This is a genomic window from Bartonella sp. MF74HXZ, assembly GCF_042194445.1.
Lineage (GTDB): Bacteria > Pseudomonadota > Alphaproteobacteria > Rhizobiales > Rhizobiaceae > Bartonella > Bartonella grahamii.
Map to the genome: position 1 here is coordinate 207,344 of NZ_JBHIMW010000003.1, position 20,650 is coordinate 227,993.

The 20,650-nt window shown below is 36.8% G+C and carries 14 protein-coding genes and 1 tRNA gene; 7 read left to right on the forward strand and 8 right to left on the reverse strand.

Annotated features, from left to right (window positions below; translation table 11 throughout):
- Positions 1 to 2: 2 nt before the first annotated feature.
- The 5 genes from glmS to ACFIJ8_RS03755 all read right to left on the reverse strand — a co-directional run bounded on the left by glmS (position 3) and on the right by ACFIJ8_RS03755 (position 5,547).
- Positions 3 to 1,826 (reverse strand): glutamine--fructose-6-phosphate transaminase (isomerizing), encoded by a 1,824-nt coding sequence (gene glmS / locus ACFIJ8_RS03735; protein ID WP_375639029.1) that lies wholly within the window; start codon positions 1,824 to 1,826, stop codon positions 3 to 5.
- 172 nt (positions 1,827 to 1,998) lie between these two features.
- Positions 1,999 to 3,348, reverse strand: coding sequence for a bifunctional UDP-N-acetylglucosamine diphosphorylase/glucosamine-1-phosphate N-acetyltransferase GlmU (glmU, locus tag ACFIJ8_RS03740; protein WP_375639030.1), 1,350 nt, complete (start codon positions 3,346 to 3,348; stop codon positions 1,999 to 2,001).
- 14 nt (positions 3,349 to 3,362) lie between these two features.
- Positions 3,363 to 4,148, reverse strand: coding sequence for a cytochrome c biogenesis CcdA family protein (locus ACFIJ8_RS03745; protein WP_273788202.1), 786 nt, complete (start codon positions 4,146 to 4,148; stop codon positions 3,363 to 3,365).
- A 46-nt stretch (positions 4,149 to 4,194) separates the two neighbouring features.
- Positions 4,195 to 5,184 carry a carboxypeptidase regulatory-like domain-containing protein gene (locus ACFIJ8_RS03750; RefSeq protein ID WP_375629498.1) on the reverse strand — a complete coding sequence of 330 codons (990 nt, stop codon included), beginning with the start codon at positions 5,182 to 5,184 and terminating at the stop codon, positions 4,195 to 4,197.
- A gap of 39 nt (positions 5,185 to 5,223) precedes the next feature.
- Positions 5,224 to 5,547: an iron-sulfur cluster assembly accessory protein gene (locus ACFIJ8_RS03755; protein WP_015856510.1), complete on the reverse strand. Its 324-nt coding sequence runs from the start codon at positions 5,545 to 5,547 to the stop codon at positions 5,224 to 5,226.
- A 108-nt stretch (positions 5,548 to 5,655) separates the two neighbouring features.
- Here ACFIJ8_RS03755 and ACFIJ8_RS03760 point away from each other — a divergent pair, with 108 nt between their 5' ends.
- The 3 genes from ACFIJ8_RS03760 to ACFIJ8_RS03770 all read left to right on the forward strand — a co-directional run bounded on the left by ACFIJ8_RS03760 (position 5,656) and on the right by ACFIJ8_RS03770 (position 11,335).
- Positions 5,656 to 6,858, forward strand: a complete 1,203-nt coding sequence (locus tag ACFIJ8_RS03760; RefSeq protein ID WP_375639031.1) for a deoxyguanosinetriphosphate triphosphohydrolase — start codon at positions 5,656 to 5,658, stop codon at positions 6,856 to 6,858.
- Between the two features lie 30 nt (positions 6,859 to 6,888).
- Complete coding sequence (argS, locus tag ACFIJ8_RS03765) at positions 6,889 to 8,646, forward strand: arginine--tRNA ligase (RefSeq protein WP_375639032.1); 1,758 nt, start codon at positions 6,889 to 6,891, stop codon at positions 8,644 to 8,646.
- Positions 8,647 to 8,797: 151 nt separating this feature from the next.
- Positions 8,798 to 11,335 (forward strand): SPOR domain-containing protein, encoded by a 2,538-nt coding sequence (locus ACFIJ8_RS03770; RefSeq protein ID WP_375639033.1) that lies wholly within the window; start codon positions 8,798 to 8,800, stop codon positions 11,333 to 11,335.
- 179 nt (positions 11,336 to 11,514) lie between these two features.
- Here the strand turns inward: ACFIJ8_RS03770 and ACFIJ8_RS03775 are convergent, their stop codons facing one another.
- Entirely contained in the window at positions 11,515 to 11,787 is a 273-nt protein-coding gene (locus ACFIJ8_RS03775) for a membrane protein (protein WP_015856514.1), read from the reverse strand.
- A gap of 306 nt (positions 11,788 to 12,093) precedes the next feature.
- Between ACFIJ8_RS03775 and ACFIJ8_RS03780 the strand changes: the two genes are divergently transcribed.
- Positions 12,094 to 13,200 (forward strand): branched-chain amino acid aminotransferase, encoded by a 1,107-nt coding sequence (locus ACFIJ8_RS03780; RefSeq protein WP_375639034.1) that lies wholly within the window; start codon positions 12,094 to 12,096, stop codon positions 13,198 to 13,200.
- A 104-nt stretch (positions 13,201 to 13,304) separates the two neighbouring features.
- Here ACFIJ8_RS03780 and glpX read toward each other — a convergent pair whose 3' ends face one another.
- Positions 13,305 to 14,291 (reverse strand): class II fructose-bisphosphatase, encoded by a 987-nt coding sequence (gene glpX, locus ACFIJ8_RS03785; protein ID WP_375639035.1) that lies wholly within the window; start codon positions 14,289 to 14,291, stop codon positions 13,305 to 13,307.
- A 143-nt stretch (positions 14,292 to 14,434) separates the two neighbouring features.
- Positions 14,435 to 15,751: a homoserine dehydrogenase gene (locus ACFIJ8_RS03790; protein WP_273788209.1), complete on the reverse strand. Its 1,317-nt coding sequence runs from the start codon at positions 15,749 to 15,751 to the stop codon at positions 14,435 to 14,437.
- 1,252 nt (positions 15,752 to 17,003) lie between these two features.
- On the opposite strand from ACFIJ8_RS03790, the gene ACFIJ8_RS03795 reads away from it, so the two are divergent.
- From ACFIJ8_RS03795 to ACFIJ8_RS03805, 3 genes are all read left to right on the forward strand, one after another.
- A tRNA-Glu gene (locus ACFIJ8_RS03795) sits at positions 17,004 to 17,078 on the forward strand.
- A 788-nt stretch (positions 17,079 to 17,866) separates the two neighbouring features.
- Complete coding sequence (locus ACFIJ8_RS03800; RefSeq protein WP_375639036.1) at positions 17,867 to 19,081, forward strand: NADP-dependent isocitrate dehydrogenase; 1,215 nt, start codon at positions 17,867 to 17,869, stop codon at positions 19,079 to 19,081.
- A 118-nt stretch (positions 19,082 to 19,199) separates the two neighbouring features.
- Complete coding sequence (locus ACFIJ8_RS03805) at positions 19,200 to 20,627, forward strand: MFS transporter (protein WP_375639037.1); 1,428 nt, start codon at positions 19,200 to 19,202, stop codon at positions 20,625 to 20,627.
- Positions 20,628 to 20,650: the final 23 nt, after the last annotated feature.

The following is a 20,650-nucleotide window of genomic DNA, read 5'->3' on the forward strand; positions in this document are numbered from 1 at the left end:
TTTTATTCAACCGTGACTGATTTTGCTAAATTACGGGGTTGATCGACATCTGTTCCTAATAAAACAGCCGTATGATAAGCGATTAACTGAACAGGGAGTGCATAAATAATAGGAGAAATAAATTCTGGAACTTCTGGCAAAGTGATCGTTGATAAAGTCTTAAGACAAGCTACTTCTGCTCCTTTTTTATCGGTTATTAAAATAATACGACCATTACGCGCTACCACTTCTTGCATATTAGAAAAAGTTTTTTCAAACCACCGATCATAAGGTGCAACAACAATAACAGGTATTGTCTCATCCACCAAAGCAATTGGTCCATGCTTCAACTCACCCGCCGCATAACCTTCAGCATGAATATAAGAAAGCTCTTTCAGTTTAAGGGCTCCCTCCAAAGCAATCGGATAAGAAGTCCCACGTCCCAGATAAAGAACACTTTTTGCATTCACTAAATCACGACAAATACATTCAATTTTGCTCTCTAATTTTAAGACCTCATTTAAAATACGTGGAACTTCTGCCAATTGTTGAACCAATTGCTGTTCCATTTGAACAGAGAGATAGCCACGTTGTTTAGCAGCACTAAGTGCTAGTGAAGCAAGCGTTGCCAATTGACAGGTAAAAGCTTTTGTTGACGCAACACCAATTTCCGGTCCGGCAAGTGTTGGGAGAATAAAATCAGCCTCCCTTGCCATTGTTGATTGCTCTACATTCACAATTGTTGCTGTTTTTACACCCCGCTCACGACAATAACGCAAAGAAGCCAATGTATCAGCTGTCTCACCAGATTGAGAAACAAACAGCGACAACACATCAGACGTTATAGGAGGTTCACGATAACGAAACTCCGAAGCAACATCATTATCAACACTTAAAGCGGCAAATTTCTCAAACCAATAGCGCGCAACTAAGGTTGAATAATAAGCCGTTCCACAACTAGCAAAAAGGAGACGATGAATGTTTTTCCAATCAATCAAATTCTCAAAGGGTCGAACGGCATAATTTCCAAGATCAAGATAATGCGCCAAATTATGAGAAATCACTTCAGGTTGTTCAAACATTTCCTTGTGCATAAAATGACGATGATTACCCTTAGAAATCAATAAAGCCTCTTCAAGTAATGTTGTCACAGAACGTTTTACCGGTTGATTATATACATCATAAATTGTGACGCCTTCCTGTGTGAGAACAGCCCAATCCCCATCTTCCATATAGCTAATATGATCAACGAATGGTGCCAAAGCAATCGCATCTGACCCCACAAAAAATTCATCTTTTCCATAACCAATTGCCAGAGGTGGACCAGAACGAGCCGCAATCATAAGGTTATCTTCACCTTCGAAAATAAGAACAATAGCAAAAGCCCCCTGCAGCCTTTTCCAACTGGTACGTACAGCTTCTTGCGGAGAAAGACCTTCTTTTAATGCACGCGTTATTAAATGTGCAATAACTTCCGTATCCGTCTCTGTTTCAAAGATATAACCATCTTCTATGAGTTCCTTTTGCAATTCTACAAAATTTTCAATAATACCATTATGAACAATCGCAAGCTTTTCAGTCACATGGGGATGCGCATTGCGTTCAACAGCAATTCCATGCGTAGCCCAACGGGTATGACCAATCCCTAAACTTCCCTCTAGAGGTGTTTTTTTTAATTTTTCTTCTAAATGAACAAGCTTCCCCTCAGCACGTACACGATAAAGATGCCCATTATGGACTGTTGCCACCCCAGATGAATCATACCCTCTATATTCAAGACGTTTTAACCCCTCAACCAAAGAGGACGTAACCCCCCTCTTTCCAAGAATTCCAATAATTCCACACATTAAAAAGCTCCAACCCACATCTTAAGATTTAAATCTTATAAAACAATCCAACAGCCTTTATTTAAAACTATAAATAATAAAATAATTCAAACATGGAGTACGGCAATCTTTAAGAATAAACATCCTATCCATCGTTAGATTAACACGAAACAAAGGAATAGACTGAAAATAATCATTTTTTCTGTTTATTTTCTAACAAGCGCTCTCGAAATTTTGTCGCATAGCCCTCTTTTATAACCTGTCGTGCACGCCCAAAAGCCATACTGTTCATAGGAATATTTTCAGTAATAACACTTCCTGAAGCAACATAAGAGCCATCCCCTATTACCAATGGGGAAACAAGTGCCGTATTAGACCCAACAAAAGCATGATCACCAATTATGGTTTTATATTTGTTAAATCCATCATAATTACAAGTAATCGTACCAGCTCCAATATTGGTATGTGCACCAATTTCGGCATCACCAATATAACTTAAATGATTGATTTTAGAAGATTCTCCTACCTTAGCTTGTTTGACTTCACAAAAATTTCCAATCTTTACGGACTTCGCCAACTCTGTTCCTGGACGCAAACGTGCATAGGGACCAATCTGTGCATCCTTACCAACCACAGTACCCTCGAGATAACTAAATGCATGAATAACAGCACCAGATTGTACTTTTACGCTTAATCCAAAATAAACATTTGGTTCTATCACCACCCCTGGTTCAATTTCTGTATCATAAGAAAAATAGAGTGTTTCTGGTTTTAAGAGTGTAACACCCGATAACATTAAATCGCGCGCTTTACGTTTTTGCCACAAAGAATCAGCCTCAGAAAGCTCAAGACTGTTGTTAATTCCTACAATATCTTCAAAAGGAACTTCAACAACACGCACATCTAATCCTTCGCGTGTTGCAAGAGCAGCAATATCTGTTAAATAATATTCTTTTTTCACATTGTTATTACCAACCTTCTCTAAAAGAGAAAGTGCATGTTTTCCACGCATAGCGAGTATTCCACCGTTACAAAAAGAAATCTTTTTTTCTTCATCGCTAGCGTCTTTTTCTTCTACAATTGCGATCAATTGACCATTTTTCTCGAGAAGACGCCCATAACCTGTTGGATTTTGGGTATGAAAACCTGCAAAAACAACATCTGCTCCATCAGCAAGCTGTGCACGCATTTGGTGCAATGAATCTTGCTGAATGAGAGGCGTATCCCCAAAAACAATGAGAACATCATCCACTTCCTTTTGCAAAGCTAAACGAGCAGATAAAACAGCATGAGCTGTTCCTAAACGCTCTTTTTGTTCAAAAATCATCGCATCTTTTACAAATGACTGAACAACGTGCGTAACCTCCTTAGCACCAAATCCCACAACGACTGCTAATTGTGAAGAGCCTGCCAATTCTATTTGTTTTAGAACATGGCATATAAGAGGCAATCCAGCAATTTTATGAAGTACCTTAGGCAGAGACGATTTCATGCGCGTCCCCTCACCTGCAGCAAGAACAATAGAAAGACAACTTCTAACCATAAAAACACATAAGACTAACGAGAAAATCCAAAAAAATTCATAATATCGTGCCAACGAATATCTTCAATATAACTCAACGAAGGATAATGTTCTAAAAGCCAAAATGAAAGATCCTGCATAGAGCCTGTTAAAAACAAAATCCCTGTAAGAATAAGAAAAACACCAATAATTTTTTCAACTTTTCCTAAATGAATACGAAAAGCTCCTAAAAATCGCATAAAACTGCTCGAAAATAAAGCTGCCAACATAAAAGGAATAGCAAGACCTAATGCATAAACCGCTAATAGAACAGCTCCCTCTCCCACAGTTTCTTTTGTTCCAGCAAGCGTTATAATAGGGCCTAAAATGGGGCCAATACACGGTGTCCAACCAAAAGCGAAAGCTAACCCAATAATATACGCGCCTAAAGGACCAGCAGGTGTTTTTTTGGTCTGAAAACGCGCTTCACGGAATAAAAAAGCGATCTTGAAAATCCCCAAAAAATTTAAACCAAAAATAATAATGACAATTCCAGCAGCAAGGGCGAACCAATCACGATAATAACCGATGAATTTCCCAATTGTGCTAGCACTGGCACCTAAAGCAACAAAAACAGTCGTAAACCCGAGAACAAAAGCAATAACAGAAGACAATAAAGCCCACCGTATAAAGACTTTCTCATCACGATTTTCTGAACGAAAATCATCAATACCAACACCTGCCATATAGCACAAATAAGGAGGAACTAATGGCAAAACGCAGGGCGACAAAAAAGAGAGTGCCCCAGCAAAAAACACACCAACTGTTGAAATTTCAATCAAAACTCATACCCCGTCTCTCATCATAGTTTACCCCCATGAACAACAATCAATCCACATCTTCATCAATTCGTTGCATATTTTGCTCATTCGCCACCACACTTATATCTTCATCATGACCAGAAACGACTGAAAAAACTTTTTGATAGATTTTATCTTTATTTTTAGCAATTGCAATATACTCTCCCTCCGCTAACACGAGTGAAACATAAGCACCAACTGTTTCATAAACGATATCACCAGAATCATTGGCAAGAGACCAACTTGTATCTGCAAGCGCTTCCCCTCCTTCTTGTCGTACCAGCTTTAAGACAATCTGAGCAGCCTGATGTTCAAGGGTAACTTCTGTCATTTTACCAGCATCCACTTGAATATCCGAACGAGCCGTCGCATTAATAGAACCATAATGGGAAGCAACATGGTAGCGGCCAGCTTTTAAACGCACAACTGATTGGGGTTTAACATTTGATAAAATCACCCCCGTATCATCATTTTCTTTTTCATCCTCATAAATGGTAAAACGTAATTCCTTTTCATTCATTACACCATTGAGCAGTGTTGCATTTAAAATGACTCCCCCAGCCTCAAGATTAAAGTTTTTTACAAGACTCTGTCCATTTTTTAAACGAATATGGCGCACAGCACTCATATGACCAAATGAGACATGAACAAGATAACTTCCTGGTTCGAGATCAAAACGCGCACTTCCCCCCTTATAGGTTGCCACTAATGGTAATTTATTATCAATCCCTAGAATAGGGGCATAAACCCGCCAGACAAGCCCTTTTTCAATATCCGGATGACTATTTGTTAATCGAGCATTCAAAATGAGTTGTGTTTGAGATGCTACATTTTCTTTTTCCTGCTCTTGAGACTTTACAATAAAACTCCTTGATTGTCCCTGCTGCTGATCTTTCCCTTCTCCTTCTTCAGAAAAAGCACAGTGGCTCCAGATCAATAAAGCAAGCACCACGCACAACCATACACATCGGTGCACTATTTTTATAAGAATACCCATTTTCACATTGTTGACCAACATGATATTTTTTTCAAGAAACAATATCACAAAGCCATCATTTTAAATTGAAAAACTCACACCACAACCACATGATGAAACAGCATTGGGATTGTGGATTTGAAAAGACTGCCCCATAAGATCATCAACAAAATCAATCTCAGCTCCTTCCATGAAAGGAAGTGATAGTAAATCAATAAACACAACTGCCCCATCTTTTTTGAGAACGAGGTCATCTTTACACATTTCAGAAACCAAGTCATATTTATAAGAAAAACCAGAACACCCACCACCTTCAACAGAAATACGCAATGCTATTTTATCGGGTTCACGCAAAAGTATCTGTGCAATTTTTTTGGCAGCAACATCTGAAATTTTCACATTCATTTTATATATCCTTGCATTAAACCATCAAGAAAGAGTATCCCATACTCAAAGAGCAGTTTATTTGTCATAAACCACTCTCAATTTTAAGATGATAATGGGCAACTTGCAATGGATATAGGCAATATCAACTTTAATTACCAATCTCGAGCAGTGTACAGTGCTCATCCGCAAACAAGCCGTGGTAGATTATTCCATGAAACGATGAGCACCACACGCTCACCTTTTCAACGAGATAGAGATCGTATTATCCATTCTAATGCATTTCGACGTCTTAAACATAAAACGCAAGTGTTTATTGCTGACGAAAGCGATCATTATCGTACTCGCCTAACCCATTCCATAGAGGTCTCTCAAATTGCAAGAACATTAGCCCGTGCCCTTTGTCTTGATGAAGACCTTGCCGAAGCCATTGCCCTTGTTCACGACTTTGGACACACGCCCTTTGGCCATGCTGGAGAAGATGCACTTAATGAAGCCATGGTACATTATGGCGGCTTTGATCATAATGCACAAGCATTACGCATTGTCACAAAACTAGAACAGCGCTATGCAAATTTTGATGGACTTAACCTTACATGGGAAACCCTCGAAGGACTTGTAAAGCATAATGGTCCCCTTTTAGGTCCTCACGCGACGAATAAGGAAGTTCCTATCGATATTTTACAATACAATGCAGAGCAAGACCTTGCACTCGATTGTTTTGCAGGACTAGAAGCGCAATGTGCTGCTATTGCAGATGATATCGCATACAATGCGCATGATATTGATGATGGTCTACGTTCGCAATTTTTAACACTCGATCAATTTGAACATGTTTCACTAACAGCAGCAATATTAAAAGATATAACAGATGAGCATCCCCACCTCGACCAAGCGCGTCGCGGTTACACACTTGTACGAAGACAAATAACAACCATGGTTGAAGATGTTATTAAACAATCACAAGAAAATTTAGCACGCATCAAACCAACAAGCATAAACGATATTCACCAAGCAAAACAAACTATTGTCACCTTTTCACCAACAATGACCGTTTATGAAAAAGAACTAAAAAACTTTTTATTTAAAAATCTTTACTACCATGAACAAGTTCTTAGTCGTCGCAATGCAGCAAAATGCATTGTACAAAAATTATTCAATTGTTATTATGAAAATCCAAATACAATGCCTGAAAGTTGGCAGAGCAAAACAGTGCACTTAAAAAATAAAGAGTTAGCACGTTTGATTGCTGACTTTCTTTCAGGCATGACGGATCACTACGCTCTACGTGAATATCACCGTTTATTTGACCATACAGATAATTTCGTCTAATGGCTTTTGGCATCATCATGGAAGCTAAATATGAATATCTTTAAAAACTTCGAAAAAAAAATTAAGAGATCAATTGAATTATCTGATATAAAAGGAAAAAATGGAGAAGATCTAGATTTATCAAAAATCACTGTTGATCCTCCGCGTGATTCCTCCCATGGTCATTTATCAACCAATGCTGCTATGGTGCTTGCAAAATCTATTGGAATCAATCCACGTGCACTTGCAGATAAAATCATAGAACTTCTTAAAAATGATTCCTCTATCGAAAATATAGATGTTGCCGGTCCTGGTTTTATAAACATAAAGCTTACAAAATTATTTTGGCAAGATGCTATAAAATCCATGCTTGAATCAGGCACTTCTTATGGTCGTATCCCAATGGGACAAGGAAAACGCGTCAATGTTGAATATGTCTCAGCAAATCCGACAGGACCAATGCACGTAGGACACTGCCGCGGAGCGGTTATTGGAGATGTTCTCTCCAATTTGCTGCAATTTACGGGCTATAACATTACGAAAGAATATTATATCAATGATGCTGGTCAACAAATCGAAGTCCTCGCCCACTCTGTACTATTGCGCTATCGTGAGGCTCTTGGGCAAGAAATTAATGAAATTCCAGAAGGGCTCTATCCTGGAGAATACTTGATACCATTGGGACAATCACTTGCTCAAGAGTTTGGTGACCAACTCCTCACGATGGATAAAGATGAAGCCTTATCTCTTGTGAAAGAACGTGCAATTCATGCAATGATGACCATGATTCGCGAAGATTTGGCTGCTCTTAATATTTATCATGATATCTTTTTCTCTGAGCGAATGCTTTATGCAGATAATGCACGCGCCATTCGTAACACCATCAACGACCTCACTTTAAATGGTTATATCTACAAAGGAAAACTCCCCCCTCCCAAGGGACAAAATACAGAAGATTGGGAACCAAGTGAACAAACTTTGTTCCGTTCAACAAATGTTGGTGATGACCAAGACCGTGTTTTAGTCAAATCTGATGGTTCTTACACTTATTTTGCTGCTGATGTTGCTTATTTTCGGGATAAATTTAATCGTCATTTTGATGAAATGATTTATATTCTAGGCGCAGACCATGCTGGCTATGTAAAGCGGCTAGAGGCAATGGCAAAAGCAATTTCTGGGGATAAAGCTAAATTAAGCGTCTTCTTATGTCAATTGGTAAAACTTTTTCGCAACGGTCATCCTGTACGCATGTCAAAAAGAGCGGGATCTTTTGTCACTCTACGGGATGTTGTCGAAGAGGTTGGGCGTGATCCTGTGCGTTTTATGATGTTATACCGTAAGTGTGAAGCACCTCTTGATTTTGATTTTGCAAAAGTAACAGAACAATCAAAAGATAACCCCATCTTTTACGTACAATATGCAAGTGCACGTTGTCACTCAGTCTTTCGTCAAGCACAAGAAGCGCTTCATATTAAAAACTTTTCAAATGATACATTAATCGCCCATCTTCATCGATTAACAGATGACCATGAAATATTGTTAATACGCAAACTTTCTGAATATCCACGTATCATTGAACAGGCCGTCGCTCATAAGGAACCGCATCGATTAGCGTTTTATCTTTATGACCTTGCTTCCAGCTTTCACACCCATTGGAATAAAGGGAGTGAAAATCTCAATTTACGCTTTATTCAACCTGATGATAAAGAGTTATCCTTTGCAAGATTGGGGTTGATACAAGCTGTTATCAATATTTTATCATCAGGACTTACCATCATAGGAGTCGAAGCACCAATAGAAATGCGTTGAAAAAGTTCTATAAATACATACAATAGGTACTCTATTGATAAACTTTTTCATGTATCCTTGCATGAGAGGGGGAAAATTTATAATTTTAATATAACAAATCAAAATCAACCATTGATTGCACGCAGATGCAAATCACCATGTGAGAAAAGCTATGAGCGATAACGATCGCAAAAATCTACACGAAACAAAACACGATCATGAACACCATGATCCTTTGGAAAGGCTTACGCGCATTTTTAATCCGCACAAACAAAGCGGAAACAAAAATGAGCAATCTTCTTTACAAACAGATCGATCAACATCTCACCCAGAAACATCATCCCATGATGATGATTTTGACTTGTCCTTTCTAGAAGAGGAACTTGAAAATAATTTAGCACATGACTTACCGTTTGATGATCAAAAAAAACAATGGGACTTGCATGCAACCAGCAACGCAACAGCCTCAGATATTGCACAAACTGTTTCTTTCAACCATTCAAAACAAAATAATTTATCTGAAGAGAAATATTCTTCAGCTAGCAGTCATGATGAAGAACAAATTTTAGATGAGCTTTCTCCATTACCAATCCCAAAGAACCAATCCCCTCAACAGAAAACAACAGCAACCAGTGCTGATTCGTTTCTTAAAAAAAGTAATCTTATTTCACAATCAGAATCAGAAAATTTCTTTTTTGATAAATCTGAAAGGCGCGAAAATAAGAAAGAGATTCCAGAATCTGTTGAACAAACCAATCGTTTTTCACAAACAAATTCACAACAGCCTAAAGCTACGAATATACAACAAACTCATGATGACAATCAAAACCTCTATGACACTCCTGTAAACCATCCCTATAAAATTTCAGCTGATCAAGAAAATTGGATCAAAAAAGATTATTCTGATGTCTCCTCTTCTTATCCTGATGTCTCCTCTTCTACAGAGGCAAATGAGTTTTTCTCATCTTCTAACCTTATGTCAGAAAGACAAAACACTGCAAGAAATCAAACAAAAAGTACCTTCTCCTCACCTTTGGATTCTCCACTAGTTGATAGACAATCTTATTTAAAGGGGGCTTCACAAGAAGATCATACAACCAATTATCCCCATTTTTTTGAAGAAAACCCTTCACAACAAGAAACTTATAGCGAAAAAGTTCCAATATATAATGAGGCTCAAGCCCAATACATCAATAACACCGAAGGTACCTCTAACCCAAATAGAGAAATTTCATATAATGAAAATAATTCAGATGAGTTTCTTTCCTCATCAGCCTCTTTGAATACAAAACAAACGGATGGCTTTTTTGCCCATAACTATACGCACAGAGATACTCCCCCTCCCAATGTTGATACTTATAAATTTTCAGAGGAAATCGTAGAAAAAACTGGCCCTATTATGGTTCCAGAAGTCCCGTATGAAGCGCCAGAATATGATGTGCCAACTAGTGGTGGTTTAGAAGAAGAATTTGCTGATGTACTTAATGTAGGAAATGTCCCAACGGATAACTTTTCTCAAAAACAACAGAAAAATGAGGTTTTTAGTGAGGTTTTTCATCGGTCTATGCAAAATTCAAAAGAAGGTGTTTATATAAACTCTAAAGAACAAAATTCCGACTATTTTTCTTCTGCCAATATGGAATATAATTTTCCCCCTTTTAGCGAGAATTCATCATACACAAGCTCAGATGAGGTTCCCACGCATCCACCAGCTCCTCCTCCCTTTAAAAGTTTTATTTTTGGTAAAACTTTCATTAAAGGTATTTTTATACTTATTTTAATAGGAATTGGATTTGCTGGTTATTCGCACTTTTTTATGCCATCACAAAAAAATGAAGAAACGATCATTATCCACGCTGATAATGCGCCTTTTAAATTCAAACCAGAAACAACTGAACCGAAAAATGATGTTGCACATAATTTAGATATCTATAAACAAACAACTGAACAAAATGAAAAACAAGAAAACACACAACAATTTCTTATTGATAACTCTGAACAACCTGAAAATTTAAAAGAATTGAATCCTGAAGAATCTTCAAACGCTTCATCTTCTTCTTTAAATGAATCTGATGTTGAAGATGCAGTCACAGAAGCCATAAACCATACTATTCCCACGCAAGAAGTACAAACTGTTATTGTAAATCAAGATGGTACAGTTACACTAGCTCCCGTACATCAAACAAAGAGCAAAACTGCTGCTCAATCTGAAGAAAACATTGATCAAACTCCTAATGAACTTCAAGATTCGTCCCTTGTTTCGTCGCATGATTCTGATATAAACAATCAAGAAATAGACCTTGATCTCAAAAATAATATTGATAAAATAATCGCAGAAAATACTTCTAGCTCAAATATTGAAGAAAAATTTATCCCTATTCCTTCTCATGCAGAAAGAAATACACAAGTTGAAACACCCGCCGCATCTCGCCCCACATCACCAAACAGAGTCGCAGCACAAAATTCAGAAAGTTATTACGTACAACTTGCATCTCAGCCAACGCATGAGCTAGCTAGAAGTTCTTTAAAAAATATGAAATCTAAATTTGGATTCCTTATCGGTGCCCGTTCTTTAAATATTCAACCCGCTTTTATACCAGGAAAAGGTACTTATTACCGTGTTCGGATTCAAACACAAGACCGTAATGAAGCCATAATCCTTTGTGAATCCATTAAAAGTTCTGGAGGAAGTTGCTTCATCACACGCTAAACCAATAATGCAACGGTTATTAAAACCGTTGCATTATTTATTTCCATACCATTTAATTACTTATCAAAAACTTCAGAAATTAAAATCGTCTAATCTTTTTTATGTCTTTGTGCTGACTTTATTCTTTAATCTACGTCGATTTGCGTCCTATCTAAAAGATTATATTTATGAAAAAATCACTACGTACCCTTATAAGTATAAGGTACAGAAGGAAGCGAATTTAAATCTTTTTTGGGCGTTGTTACGCTTTGGCTTGTTTCTGGAGTATTATAACGCGAACTATGTTCAGGAGATTTTGCAAAAAAAGATCCTAAAAAACCAAAAACAAACCAGATAATAACGACCGCAAGAAGAATAGCAAAAATACCCTTAGCAATTGAAACACGTTGTTCACTATCTCTTCTTTCTGCTGCCATACGTTCTTCATATGTGTGATAATTTTTATCAATCATAGTAGATTCCTTTTCTCAATTCCCTTACCTTTTAATTTCTAGACAATATGCATATATGAAATTATTCAGATACTTATTTTGAGAAAACGATAATTATAGAAAAAAGTTCCAGCTTACTTCATAAAGTTGAGAAAAAGAGGCGAGAGTAGAATTAAAATATCTATCATAGCCTTTGAATTCTATAATAAACCTCTTTGTGTTTTATAATAAAACATTGACACAAAGGTTTTGTTAATAATAGAGTTGTGATCAAAATATCTCATTATTTTTATTAATAAAAATGAAACATACTCAAAAGGTTTTTTTATGAAATCTCCTATATCGTCGCTTCCCTTTAAAATAGAAAAACACCCATCTCCTCTGTCAGAAGAAAAATGTGAAGAAATTTTAAAAAGTCCCGGTTTTGGTCAATTTTTTACAGACCACATGTGTACTATTCAATGGACTGAAGACAAAGGCTGGCATAATGCCATCATTTCTCAATACAAAGCTTTAGAAATTAACCCTGCAAGTACCGTTTTACATTACGGACAGGAAATTTTTGAGGGTTTAAAAGCATATCGAGCAAAAGATGGGCGCATCTTGCTCTTCCGTCCTGATGCCAATGCACAACGCTTTATAGAATCAGCGAGGCGTTTAGCTATGCCAGAATTGCCAAAAGATATTTTTCTGGATGCCGTTCATCAATTAGTAAAAATTGATCAAAAATGGGTTTCTGATCATCCCAACGCTAGCCTCTATATCCGTCCATTTATGTTTGGCAATGAAAACTTTTTGGGAGTCCGCCCTTCTCAAGAATATCTTTTTTGTATCATAGCCTCTCCAGTTGAATCCTATTTCAAAGGAGAAGAAAAATCTGTCAGTGTATGGATTGAAACAGATTATAGCCGCGCTGGTCCAGGGGGCACAGGCGTTGCAAAATGTGGCGGAAACTATGCAGCAAGCTTACTGGCACAAAAGTGTGCAACGCAAAATAATTGTAGCCAAGTACTCTTTCTTGATATGATTGAACATAAATGGATTGAAGAACTTGGTGGTATGAATGTCTGCTTTATTATGGCAGATAATACACTTGTAACCCCTGCGCTTAACGGCACTATTCTTCCAGGGATAACTCGTGATTCAATCTTAAGATTAGCTCAACAAATGGGATTAAAAATAGAAGAGCGTCCTTATTCTTTTGCAGCACTTCAAGAAGATGCAAAGAGTGGACACCTTAAAGAAGTCTTTGCTTGTGGTACAGCTGCCGTTGTCACATCAATTGGTCGTTTTAAATATAAAGGGGGAGAATTTATTATTGGAAATGAAACAGTTGGAGAAGTTACAAAGCAGCTTCGTACACAATTGGTTGGCCTTCAAAAAGGGAACATAGAAGATAAAAATGGCTGGGTTCATTCTGTCCAGCTCTCATAATAATAAGATATTCTCATATCTATAAACGCTTCCATGAAAATAGATTCATGGAAGCGTATTTCCTAAAAAACTCCCTCTATTTTTAGTGACGAAAAAAGAAAACATTAATCAAATTTTGAATGATCTCTATGCTGCGCTTTAATATTACGGACTGTACCCGTATGGGAGCGCATTACGAGAGTTTCCGTTTGAATGTAACGAGATGTAAATTTAACACCAGAAAGCATATTGCCATCTGTCACCCCTGTTGCTGCAAACAAAACATCACCCTTTGCCATTTCTTCCATTTTATAAGCTTTATTGGGATCACTAATCCCCATTTTAGCTGCACGAGCAATTTTCTCTTCTGTATCTAGCAGCAAACGACCTTGCATCTGTCCTCCAATACAGCGCAAAGCAGCAGAAGCTAAAACACCTTCAGGTGCTCCCCCAATCCCCATATAGATATCAATACCTGTTTCTTCTGGATCAGTTGTATCAATAACAGCAGCAACATCTCCATCCCCAATCAAGCGAATCGATGCCCCTGTCGCTCGTACTTCATTAATTAACTTTTCATGACGAGGCCTATCCATAATACAAACAACAATCTGATTAACAGCCACTCCTTTAGCCTTCGCAAGAGCATGGATATTATCGGTAGGACAAGCATCTATATCTACTACTCCCTTTGGATAACCAGGACCAATAGCAATTTTTTTCATATAAACATCAGGAGCATAAAGGAGATTACCTTTTTCAGCAATTGCAACTACTGCCAAAGAATTGGCAATATTTTTAGCACAAAGTGTTGTTCCCTCTAGTGGATCAAGTGCAATATCGATCGCCAATCCACTTTGAAGACCTACTTTTTCTCCAATATAAAGCATAGGCGCTTCATCCCGCTCACCTTCACCAATCACCACTGTACCATCAATAGGCAATCGATTAAGTTCCTGCCGCATTGCATCTACAGCAGCCTGATCCGCAGCTTTTTCATCGCCACGCCCGCGCCAGCGTGCAGCAGCAACAGCAGCACGTTCAGTAACACGTACCAATTCAAGCGTCAAAATACGATCAAGTCCATTTAAAATCTTCTGAGTTGTGGGCATATGAAAAAATCCTACCGAATGAATACCAGAAAAAATATGAGTCCTTATTAAATACTAAGAATAAAGTTTTTGGCAAAGATGAAAATTTTCCACAAGAGACAAAATAACTCAAGCTTGCCTTTTTGTCATTATCAAGAAAGTTATCAATTCTCTGCCATAGGCTCAATACGAATAAATTGAGATTTTGCAACAAGATGTCCATCTTTTTCAATTTCTGCAAGTGCCTTTCGTACATTCACCTCTGTTGTTTCATGCGTAATTAAAATAATTGTTTTTTCAATTTGATCTTCTACAAAAGATCTTTGAACAATCGACTCCAATGAGATGTGATTATCAGCCATATGCCTTGCGACCGCAGCAAAAACACCAGTACGATCATGAACATTTAAACGAATAAAATAACCCCCTGCATGATGCGAAATACGTGCTTTTTTATGAGGAGTAAGTTCTAATGCTGGACGTCTTAAAACAGGTGCATACTGAAAACCAGAACGCGCTTTTGCTATATCAGCCAAATCACCAATAACGGCTGATGCTGTTGCCATTCCTCCGGCGCCAGGACCAGAAAACAGTAATTCACCTAATAAATCACTTTGAATAGAAAGAGCATTGGTTACGCCATTTATCTGTGCAATCATTGAAGATGTTGGTACCATTGTTGGATGAACGCGTTGCTCTATTCCAGAATCCGTTTTTAATGCAACCCCTAAAAGCTTAATCCGATACCCTAATTCATCAGCTGCTCGAATATCAATTTGCGAAATATTATGAATTCCTTCAACATAAACATCATCTAAGGAAACAGCTGTTCCAAATGCCAAGCTTGTCAACAAAGCTAATTTATGAGCAGTATCATTTCCCTCAATATCAAAACTTGGATCTGCTTCAGCATACCCAAGTCTCTGTGCATCTGCTAAACAATCTTTAAATGAAAGACCTTCCGTAAACATGCGTGTTAATATATAATTACAGGTTCCATTGAGAATACCATAAATTCGCGATATCTGATTACTGACAAGTGATTCTCTCATCGCTTTGATGACAGGAATTCCCCCTGCAACAGCTGCTTCAAAATGAAGAAAAACACCTTTTTTTTCTGCAATTATAGCCAGCTCTACTCCATGTCGAGCAAGAAGGGCTTTATTGGCTGTTACAACATGATGTCCCGCCTCAAGCGCTCTCTTAACAGCGGTGTACACCACATCCAATTCACCACCAATTAACTCTACAAAAACATCAATCTCATCAGAAGAAGCCAACTCCACAGGTGAATCAAACCATTTTATATCACTGAGATCAATTCCACGATTACGGTTTTTATCGCGCGCACTAACAGCAACGACTTTGATGAATCGCCCACATTGACAAGCTAAACTATTCGCTTTTTCACATAGAGCTCGAACAACTGAAGTACCAACCGTACCAAGTCCTGCAACACCAACTTTTAAAGCTTCTGCCATTATTAACCACTGATCCCTATCTTCACCGAAAAATCGTTTAAATGATGTGCCAAACAACACAAAGAGTACTTACATCAATAAGAACAAAAGAAATACCCCGCTCTATTCACTTCATGTTCTCCAATAGAATTATCCCCGCTTGTTCAATCAACATTCCTAAAAATATAATATTTATTGTCTTCAAAGATTTCAGAATCTTTATAAAATATCTAATTCAGAATGAAAATCTGTAAAACTGATAAATGCAAGTTGCCATAAAGAAAAGTTCTAAAAAATAATCAATAACAAGTTAAAGAGTATTAAGGACTTAGTAAGAAAGAATAAAAACATCTCTTCTAAATTAACAAATACGGAACAAAAAACATTCTTTCATATGATAAATTAAGAGAATGGATAAAACAAAGTAGATCAGTAAATAATAACACATTTCTTCCTACCATTCCATAGTTTGAAATATAAATCTTTAATGCAAAAATCTTAATGCACTTATATATCAAAATAGAACCTTACATTAAAGTAAAAAACAAGACTTAATATGTGCACACCATAATTCTGAAATATTATAAATATGGAAAATAAATTTGCAAAACTCAAATATTTTACCTAGACTTACTGCCACCCCTTTGAAAAACCAGCGAATTGAAATGACAAAAACCTCAATCTACCCTTTACCCATGCTAATTCATTTTCAAATAAATAACCTTCTCAACATGTGAGGGAACAAAAGAAGGGGTTTTAATTTTAAATTCCTTATAAACATGTAAAAGTAAAGATAAGAAAAATATTTTTAAATATTCTGTAAAAATTGCTTTAATATTTTTATTTTCATCATACAGAATCTATTTATATTTTTTAAACTAAAATTAATCTATGGTTTATGCCTCAAAAAACTTTTGTATTATTGGTATTATTTGTTAATTTGGTAATAAATATTTGCTTTATACTTCATAAATTATACAGTTTTTTGCTTTATGATAAGCTCAAATGAGAAATCTTCTGTATAAAGGCTCTTTCAAGCAAGTTAAATAATATTCTCATGTGCAAGCAAAGATAACAAACGATAAAATATGCAAAAAATAAACACATTTAAAATAATGTTTTGGTCATTTTTGCCTACTACTCAAACTGAAAAGAAACAATCCAAACAGGAATTGCTCAAAAATTATTCAATAAAACACACTTTTTTCAAAAAAAATGACACAGAGGGCTTGCGAAGTAAAAAGATCCTCTCTATAAGCCTCATCAATGGTTTGCGCCCATCGTCTAGCGGTTAGGACATCGCCCTTTCACGGCGGAAACAGGGGTTCGATTCCCCTTGGGCGTACCATAATCCTTTTTTCTATGTGTAATACATTCATTTTATTTGTATTTTTAAAAATGAGGAATGCATAAATAAAAACGAGGGAATAAGATTTTTAAAGGGATCTCTTCGTAAAAAAGACACAAGAATCATTAGATAATTGATTTCTTTGTTGCATTTCGAGGATAGTGTTTTACTGCGCACAGTTAATAACAATAAAAATCGATAAAATATAAAAATTAGAGGGTTCTAGCTCGTGATCTGGTGAGTTTATGAGCCATATTTTCGCGTATACCGTTAATTTTTAAATTAAAACCAGCCACATCATTTATACGTTTCTTCCAACCTTCAAAACTAAAATTCACCCCAAAACACATCTTATATGAAGCATTTTTAATTACGGTGCCTTTGTATTACATTAAACTTTTCTATAAACAAACAGACCGTAATCTTAGAATTGAAATGCGATATAAAAATAGATTCTTATTCACCTAACACAACAAATCAAGAAACTATAATTTAGAATACGATCAACTTATTAAATGGAAACTCTGATAATAAAAATGCATAATTCCTGCCCCCCAGTGATCTAACTACCTTATCTATTAAACAGATTCTTCATCAATCATAGAATAATTATAGATTTGCAAACACATCACTTCTTTTCAAAAATTAAACCCTCCAACAAAATTTACACTCTATTGATCATAGATTCTAAAAGCTCATATTTGAGTGCTTTTTTCCCTTGTTTTTACTTTTCATTATAAACTTGAAAGTGCTATAAAGTAGTATCGCTTAAAAAAAAAGGACTTCTAATGGCAAAGATCAAAGTAGAAAACCCCGTTGTTGAACTTGATGGGGATGAGATGACTCGTATCATCTGGAAATATATCAAAGATAAATTAATCCATCCCTATCTCGACATTGATCTCAAATATTATGATCTTTCCGTCGAAAATCGTGATGCAACAAATGATCAGGTAACTATCGATTCTGCCAATGCTATCAAAAAATATGGGGTTGGTATAAAATGTGCAACCATCACACCTGATGAGGCACGCGTTAAAGAATTTAACCTAAAAAAAATGTGGAAATCACCTAATGGCACAATCCGCAATATTTTAGGAGGAGTCATTTTTCGCGAACCCATTATCTGTAAAAATGTCCCTCGCCTTGTTCCTAACTGGACAAAGCCAATTATTATTGGACGTCACGCTTTTGGTGATCAGTACAAGGCAACAGATTTTAAATTTCCAGGAAAAGGGAAATTAAGTATTAAATTTGTAGGTGATGACAATCAAGTTATTGAACATGATGTTTTTGATGCCCCAAGCGCAGGGGTTGCTATGGCTATGTATAACCTTGATGAGTCAATTCGTGATTTTGCCCGAGCATCCTTTAATTATGGACTACAAAGGAATGTCCCAGTTTATCTTTCAACAAAAAATACCATTCTAAAAACTTACGATGGTCGTTTTAAAGATATCTTTCAAGAAATATTTGATACGGAATTTAAAACTGAATTTGAAAATCGTAAATTATATTACGAACACCGCCTCATTGATGATATGGTTGCTTCTGCAATTAAATGGTCAGGAGGCTATGTATGGGCATGTAAAAACTATGATGGTGATGTTCAATCTGATATTGTTGCCCAAGGCTTTGGTTCTCTCGGTCTCATGACTTCTGTTCTTATGACACCAGATGGTAAAATTGTTGAAGCAGAGGCAGCACACGGCACCGTAACACGCCATTACCGTCAGCATCAAAGAGGCGAAGAAACATCAACAAATTCTATTGCATCTATTTTCGCATGGACGCGTGGACTGGCACACCGTGCTAAACTAGATAACAATGAGAAATTAAAAAGCTTTTCCACGACATTGGAAGAAGTTTGTATTAAAACCGTCGAAGAGGGTTTTATGACTAAAGATCTCGCACTTTTGATTGGGCCTAAACAAAAATGGCTTTCTACAACAGGTTTCCTCGACAAAATTGATGAGAATCTTAAAAAAGCAATGGGCAATTAAGTTATTACTTAAATTAAAATTCAAAGCTCTAAACAGAGCTTTGAATTTCTCTTGGCAAATTCAAAGAAGTACCTTATAAGTAAAAAGAGGGTAAATTTTTATTAAATAGCAAAAAACAGTGAAAAAACAAAGCTGGTCTGCGCTTTTATTAGGTAAAAATGGTCTTTGCTTTTTAACGTTTACAGGTGGTGTTGTATTACACGCCACCAACGTCTATATTGTTATTACTATTTTACCCTCCCTTATGAATCATATTGGCAGTGAGATATATTATTCTTGGGTGGCGACTGTCTTTATTACAGCTTCACTCCTTGGTACTTCACTTGCAACAAAAATATTAGGAAAATTAGGTCCTCGCAACGCTTATGTTATCTCTGGACTTATCTTTACCCTAGGCACTTTCCTCTGCAGCATTTCTTCGTCTATGTCATTATTTTTAATAGGACGCTTTATTCAAGGATTGGGAAGTGGTTCTTTGTTATCTCTATCCTATTCCATGGTACGTATTATTTTCAGCCCCTCTTTATGGTCACACGCATTAAGTGTTATCTCTGGAATGTGGGGAATATCAACCTTGTTAGGACCAGCTATCGGTGGCATTTCTGTACATTATGGCGTATGGAGAGCATCCTTTTGGGTTATCGGCATATTAGCGATAATCTTCTTGCTCATAGCTCTTAGAGTTTTACCTAAAAAGAATGAAAACTATGTTCCAACATCCCCCCTCCCTCTTCTCCAGCTTTTCATACTCACCTTATTGATTTTTATCATTTCTGTTGGAGGAGCTATGGACACAACAATGGCAAAAATTTGCGGATTAGTTATCGGACTTAGTCTTCTCTTTGTTCTAGCAAAAATCGAATCATATAGCTTTCATCCTATGTTGCCGCGCAAATCCTTTTCTTTCTCTTCTGAAATTTTTCCCGTTTACGCATTAATACTCGTGATGACAACAGTCGTGTACAGTATAGAACTTTATTTACCACTTTTTCTTCAAGAACTTCATGGACAAGCTCCCCTTATAGCCGGTTATATAGCAGCACTTATGAGCCTAGGGTGGACGTGTGGAGCCCTCTCAAGTGCGGCTGTCTCCACAAAAAAAATTCGCAACATCATTATATACTCGCCCCTATTTAAACTGTTAGGCATAGCGATTCTTTTATGGCTCATCCCAACAGAAGTTTCCGCACTCGAATATATTTTTATTATTTGCTTAGCACTATTTTCTATTGGAATCAGTGCGGGCATAGCATGGCCACATTTGCTCACACGGATCTTACAATGTACAAATGATGAAGATGCTCTACGTGCCAGTGAATCCCTTACCTCCGTACAACTATTTTCAGCTGCATTGAGTGCAACTCTAGCCGGAGTGATCACCAATCTTGCCGGTCTCTTTAATCCTGGAGGAACAATAGGAATGATCTTAGCAGCAAAAACTCTTCTTATAGTACTCATTGGTTTTTTATTTTGTTTTGCTATTCCATTAGCGCTGCGCATTTCTTACTGCATATTAAAAAACCCAACAGGACATTCCAATAATTAAATAAACATAAAAATACCTTCTTC

Excerpts from the sequence above, each read along its gene's own strand:
- glmS (WP_375639029.1), bottom strand. The coding sequence starts at position 1,826 with ATGTGTGGAATTATTGGAATTCTTGGAAAGAGGGGGGTTACGTCCTCT.
- glmU (WP_375639030.1), bottom strand. The coding sequence starts at position 3,348 with ATGGTTAGAAGTTGTCTTTCTATTGTTCTTGCTGCAGGTGAGGGGACG.
- ACFIJ8_RS03750 (WP_375629498.1), bottom strand. The coding sequence starts at position 5,184 with ATGTTGGTCAACAATGTGAAAATGGGTATTCTTATAAAAATAGTGCAC.
- ACFIJ8_RS03755 (WP_015856510.1), bottom strand. The coding sequence starts at position 5,547 with ATGAATGTGAAAATTTCAGATGTTGCTGCCAAAAAAATTGCACAGATA.
- ACFIJ8_RS03760 (WP_375639031.1), top strand. The coding sequence starts at position 5,656 with ATGGATATAGGCAATATCAACTTTAATTACCAATCTCGAGCAGTGTAC.
- argS (WP_375639032.1), top strand. The coding sequence starts at position 6,889 with ATGAATATCTTTAAAAACTTCGAAAAAAAAATTAAGAGATCAATTGAA.
- ACFIJ8_RS03770 (WP_375639033.1), top strand. The coding sequence starts at position 8,798 with ATGAGCGATAACGATCGCAAAAATCTACACGAAACAAAACACGATCAT.
- ACFIJ8_RS03775 (WP_015856514.1), bottom strand. The coding sequence starts at position 11,787 with ATGATTGATAAAAATTATCACACATATGAAGAACGTATGGCAGCAGAA.
- ACFIJ8_RS03780 (WP_375639034.1), top strand. The coding sequence starts at position 12,094 with ATGAAATCTCCTATATCGTCGCTTCCCTTTAAAATAGAAAAACACCCA.
- glpX (WP_375639035.1), bottom strand. The coding sequence starts at position 14,291 with ATGCCCACAACTCAGAAGATTTTAAATGGACTTGATCGTATTTTGACG.
- ACFIJ8_RS03790 (WP_273788209.1), bottom strand. The coding sequence starts at position 15,751 with ATGGCAGAAGCTTTAAAAGTTGGTGTTGCAGGACTTGGTACGGTTGGT.
- ACFIJ8_RS03800 (WP_375639036.1), top strand. The coding sequence starts at position 17,867 with ATGGCAAAGATCAAAGTAGAAAACCCCGTTGTTGAACTTGATGGGGAT.